Source organism: Burkholderia sp. Cy-637 (genome assembly GCF_011753175.1).
GTDB classification, from domain to species: domain Bacteria; phylum Pseudomonadota; class Gammaproteobacteria; order Burkholderiales; family Burkholderiaceae; genus Burkholderia; species Burkholderia gladioli.
Genome location: NZ_VWWC01000288.1, coordinates 1 through 4,630, shown reverse-complemented (window position 1 = coordinate 4,630; position 4,630 = coordinate 1). Strand labels below are relative to the sequence as shown.

The following is a 4,630-nucleotide window of genomic DNA, read 5'->3' as shown; positions in this document are numbered from 1 at the left end:
GTCGCGTTCAGGCCGCGCTCGCCGAGCGGGGCATGACGCGCGGCCAGCACGGCCCGGCGCGCCTCCTCGATCGAGCGCACGCGCGGCACCACGATGCCCTGCGCGCCCTGGTCGAGCGCCGGCGCGACCTGCGCCAGGGCCGCCACCCGTACCAGGACGGCCAGGCCCGAGGCGCGCGCGGCCAGCAGCATCGCCGTCAGCGTCGCGCCGTCGATCAGCGTGTGCTCGAGATCGACGATCGCGAAGTCGTAGCCGGCCGCGGCGATCAGTTCGATCGTCAGAGGCGCGGGCGTCGAGCAGAACACGCCGAATCGCGGGCCGTCCGCCGGATCGCCCAGCGAGGCCTTCAGCATCGGGGCCGTCATGCCTGCACCGCCTGCGCCAGCGGATTGGGCGCGGCACGCGTGCGCAGCCGGAGCTCGGGCAGGAAGCGGCGGCTCGCCAGTTCCTCGATCTGCAGGGTGGGCGCGAAGCAGTCGAACAGCGCGAACCGTGCCGCGAGCGCGGGATGGCGCGCCTGATGTGCACGGATCGCCTCGGCCGCGATCGCCCAGAAGCGTGCCTCGTCGAAATCGAGATGCTGCGCGAAGGCCCAGGCGATTTCGGCCAGGTTGACGAACAACAATGCGTCGCAGGTGAAATCGCGCAATTCGTCGGCGTCGTCGGTCTCGACGAAGGAATTCGGGTTGACGGCGGCATGTTCGGCGGGTGGCGCGCTCAGCACCGGCGGCGGCCCGCTCAGCCACTGCCGCGAGAAACGCACGCCGTCGTGGAAGTCCTTCAGCGCGACGCGCTCGGGCAGGCCGTCGACCAGGATCAGGACCATGTTCTGCGCATGCGACTCGAGCGCCGTGCCGTGCGCCCAGAGCAGGTGCAGCACCGGCAGCCAGGCGCGCTCGATCAGCCGACGCAGCCAGGCCTCGATGCCGTGGCGCGCCACCATCTCCGCCACCAGCAGGCGCCCATCGGCATCGGGCTGCGGCAGCGCCGTCATCGGCAGGGCGCGCTCGCCCTCGACCAGGTGCGCGTGGATGCTGTCGCGCCAGATGCAGGCGAGCGCGCCGTACTGGCCTGCCGCCGGCGTCGGCGGCAGATAGGCGACCCCCGCGATCTCCTTCAGGATCACGGGCCGCGCCAGCGGCGCGGCCCATTCGGTGCTCGCCACCAGTGTGTCCAGCCAGTCGCTGATCGGAGCCGCATTGCAGACCGTGTGCGGCGCGAGCACGCGCGAGGTCGAGGTATTGACGAGATTCATCGCGAGCTTCACCGAAGGTGCGTCGCGGCGGTCGAGATTGGCCAGCGTGCGGATCGACTGCTGCGGGCGATAACGATCCTGCATCGGCCCGACGGGGATCAGTTCGCGCCGCGCGCGGGCGGGATGGCACGCCGTCTCCCCGACCATCTCCCACTGCCACGGATGCACGGGCAGCGGCAGGTAATCGGCCGGATCCAGGCCGAGCCCGGTCAGCCGCAGCTCGAACACGGCGCGTTCGGCGGGGACCAGCAGCGTGCGAGGATCGCGCGCCTCGACCGCCTGCCCGGCAGCCCAGCGTGCCTGGTCGACGCGTACCGCGAGCAGCAGCGGCGCCACGCCGGGCGAACATTCGGGCGCATAGCGGCGATTGTGATCGAGCGTGAAGCCGAGCCGCGACTTGTAGGTCGGGTGGTAAGGATGCGCGCCGGTCAGTCCGGCCTCGATCTCGTCGTAATCGGCATCGCGCAGCAGGCGGCCCTGCCGGGCGATACGCGTTTGCGCATCCTTCACGTGGGTCGCGAGCAGTTCCGTGGCGAATTGCGCGAGCCGCGCCGGCTCGGCCGCCAACTGGCCGGCCAGCTCGGCGATCACGCGCGCGACGTCCAGGGCCGGGGCATCCTCGGCGCCGCAGCGCCGCCGCACCGGCGAGACGACCCGCAGCCGCGCGAACGAGACGCTGCGCTGCACATGGCAGTGATAGATCACCTCCGCGCCCTGCGGGTCGGTCGCCGCCACGCTCAGCAGCGCGCCATCGCGCCGCGCCAACGGCAGCCGCTCCTCGAACAGCAGCGCCTCGAACAACTGGCGGATCACGCGCCGCGCCGCGTCGCGATAGGCGTCGCTGTCGACCAGCGCGTCGAATTCGGCATGCATCATGCTCGCACCTCCGTGCCGAACAGGGGATTGGGAATCTCTACCCAGGCCGGCAATTCGCCGTGACGGCCGAAGCAGCTCGACATGTTGGCCTTGGCCGGCAAGCCCGGACGCCGCACCAGCTCGCCCAGCAAGGCGAGCAGCGCCGGCTCGCCGCTGTCCGCCCAGGCTTCGGCCGTCAGCCGCCACAGCGTGGCCTCGTCGCCGTAACCGGCGCGCGCGACGCTGGCCGCCAGGTGGCCGACCTGGTTGACCAGTACGTAGTAGAGAAAGCGTTTCCAGGCCACCTCCTCGTCGTAGAGCGCCGGGCTGGCGGCATCGAGCCGGTCCGGGAAGCGGCATCGCGCGCGGCTGATGCTGGCGCCCTCCATGTCGCGCGCGTAGCCACGCGCGGGCCAGCCGGCCCGGAACGCGACCATCGCGTTCTGCAGATGCGCCTCCAGACTCACGCCCTCGTGCGCGAACAGGCGCAGCATCGGCAACAGCATCACGTCGAGGTAGGCGCGCCACCAGGCGGCCAACCGTGCCGGCGACGGCGTCTCGCCGAGCGCCTCGTGCAGCAGCGCCTGCAGCAGGGTGCCGCCGTCCGGGCGCTCCTCCACCACGCTCGCCAGCACGCGCGCCTGATCGCCCGCATCGTCGCGCATCGCCTCGCGGTAGATCACCAGGCTGCTCGCGCGCAGTGCCTCGTCGGCCGTCGCCAGGCCCGCATGGGCATGGTCCAGCAGTATCTCGAACCCGGGCGACTGCCGATAGCGGCGTGGCAGGCACGCCAGGTAGCGGCTCGCGTCGAGCGCGCGCGCCGCCTGCTCGGGCGGATTGTTGCGGATGAAGTTGGTGATCCGCACGTCGAGCGGCAACTTCAGGAAGCGCCGCTGCCGCGGCAGCCAGACCGTGCGCACCGACGAGGTCGGCCAGGCCAGCTCGCCCATCGGACCGAGCGAGATCAGGTCACGCGTCTTCAGCATCGCCTGCACGTCCTCGCGCGCGAGCAGCCAGCCGGCCTGCCAGGGATGGCTAGGCAACAGCCGGTACTCGCTCTCGCCTAGCAGGGCCGCCGCGGCGTGCATCGCCTCCGGGTCGATTGGCGGCTGCGCGCGGTCGATCGAGCGGCTCTCGAAACGACGCGAGGCGACCGCGAAATAGTGCAATCGGAACGCGGCACGTCGCTCGGGTGCGTAGGCGGCCACATCGTGATCGTCGAAACCGCTCGTGGCTTTCGAGGTGACGTGAAAGGCATGGCCGAAGCGCAGCGACTGCTCCGCCTCGACGAACGGCGAGGGCCAGGCGGCACCCGCCGCGAGCGCGCGAGCGTGCTCGCGCGGCACGTCGCGATGAAAACCGCGCACGCGCTCGATGCTGTCGTGCATCAGGGCGGCGAACTGCGTGGGCCAGCCCTGCGCATCGAGACCGGCGCGCACGGCGAGCGCCTGGGCGATCGCCTCGGCGAACACGGCGGGTCCCTCGCAAGGCTGCGCGCCGTGTTGCGGCGACCACCACAGCGCATAGGGCGCGAGCCGATGAAAACCAATCCCGGAAAACCGGTCGAGCGCGACCACCACCGTGCTGCCGTCGTGCGGGAAGCTCACGCATGCGAGCTGGTGCCCCCGTTCACGCCAGTCGCGCGCGATGGCGCGCACCGATTCGTCGGGCAACTGTCCGTCGGCCACGCGTGGGTCGAAGCGACCCGTCTCGCGGCACCAGGTATTGAAATACTGTTCGAGCAGGCGGCGATCGAGCGGCGCGATGCGAAAGCGCTCGGCAGCCGAGCCGTCGACGAAGGCCGCGCACGCGCACGGCGTCGCCGACGTGGCCGGCGGCAAGGAAAGGGATGGCATGGCGATTACCTCGATTCGGTCACGGAGGAGGAGGACAGGGCCACGCCGGGACGTGCCACGGCGGCCGCGGCGACGAACATCGTCGCGGTCAGCCACAGCGTGGCGGCGGGCCCCAGGGAAGGCAGCACGGCCAGCACGGCACAGGGCCCGAGCAATTGCCCGAGCACCATCGCGCCGCGTGCCGTCACGGTTACGCGGCCTTGCAGCGCGGGCGGCGCGGCGCGGCAGCAGGCCAGCAGCATCGATTGCGCGAGCGCCGCGTAGGCCGCGCCCTGCGCCACGCGCAGCAGCGCGACAGCCCACAGCGAGGCGGCCAGCGGCATCAGCGCGAGCGCCAGCGCGCAGAGCAGCGCGCCGGCCACGAAGTGGCGGCCCGGGTCGCCGCGGTCGTTGCGCGCGCCCCAGAACGGTCCGGCCGCCAGCGTCGCGCACCAGCCCAGCGCGTGCAGCAAGCCCACCTTGGCGGCCAGCCCGGGCTGGCCGGCGAAGCGCGCGTCGATGAACAGGGCGAACACATTGACCAGGGCGAACGCGCCCGCCTGCGTCAGGCTGCCGGCCAGCACCCAGCGACGAAACATGCCATCGGCGAACAGCGCGCGGCGCGCGCCACGCCGCGAGGCCGCATCGCTCGCGGCCTCGGCCGGATCGCGGGCCGGCTCGGCCA

The 4,630-nt window shown here is 72.0% G+C and carries 4 protein-coding genes; all 4 read right to left on the bottom strand.

The window, feature by feature from the left end:
• Window positions 1–365 (bottom strand): aldolase/citrate lyase family protein (locus F3J10_RS34400; protein ID WP_240155796.1); only part of this gene is annotated, 365 nt, incomplete at its 3' end.
• On the bottom strand, window positions 362–2,131 hold the full coding sequence (locus F3J10_RS34395; protein WP_167243940.1) for an IucA/IucC family protein: 1,770 nt from the start codon (window positions 2,129–2,131) through the stop codon (window positions 362–364). The genes F3J10_RS34395 and F3J10_RS34400, both read right to left, overlap by 4 nt.
• Window positions 2,128–3,966, bottom strand: a complete 1,839-nt coding sequence (locus F3J10_RS34390; protein WP_167243939.1) for an IucA/IucC family protein — start codon at window positions 3,964–3,966, stop codon at window positions 2,128–2,130. The genes F3J10_RS34395 and F3J10_RS34390 overlap by 4 nt, the downstream gene beginning before the upstream one ends.
• A 5-nt stretch (window positions 3,967–3,971) precedes the next feature.
• Window positions 3,972–4,630 (bottom strand): MFS transporter (locus tag F3J10_RS34385; protein WP_167243938.1); only part of this gene is annotated, 659 nt, incomplete at its 5' end.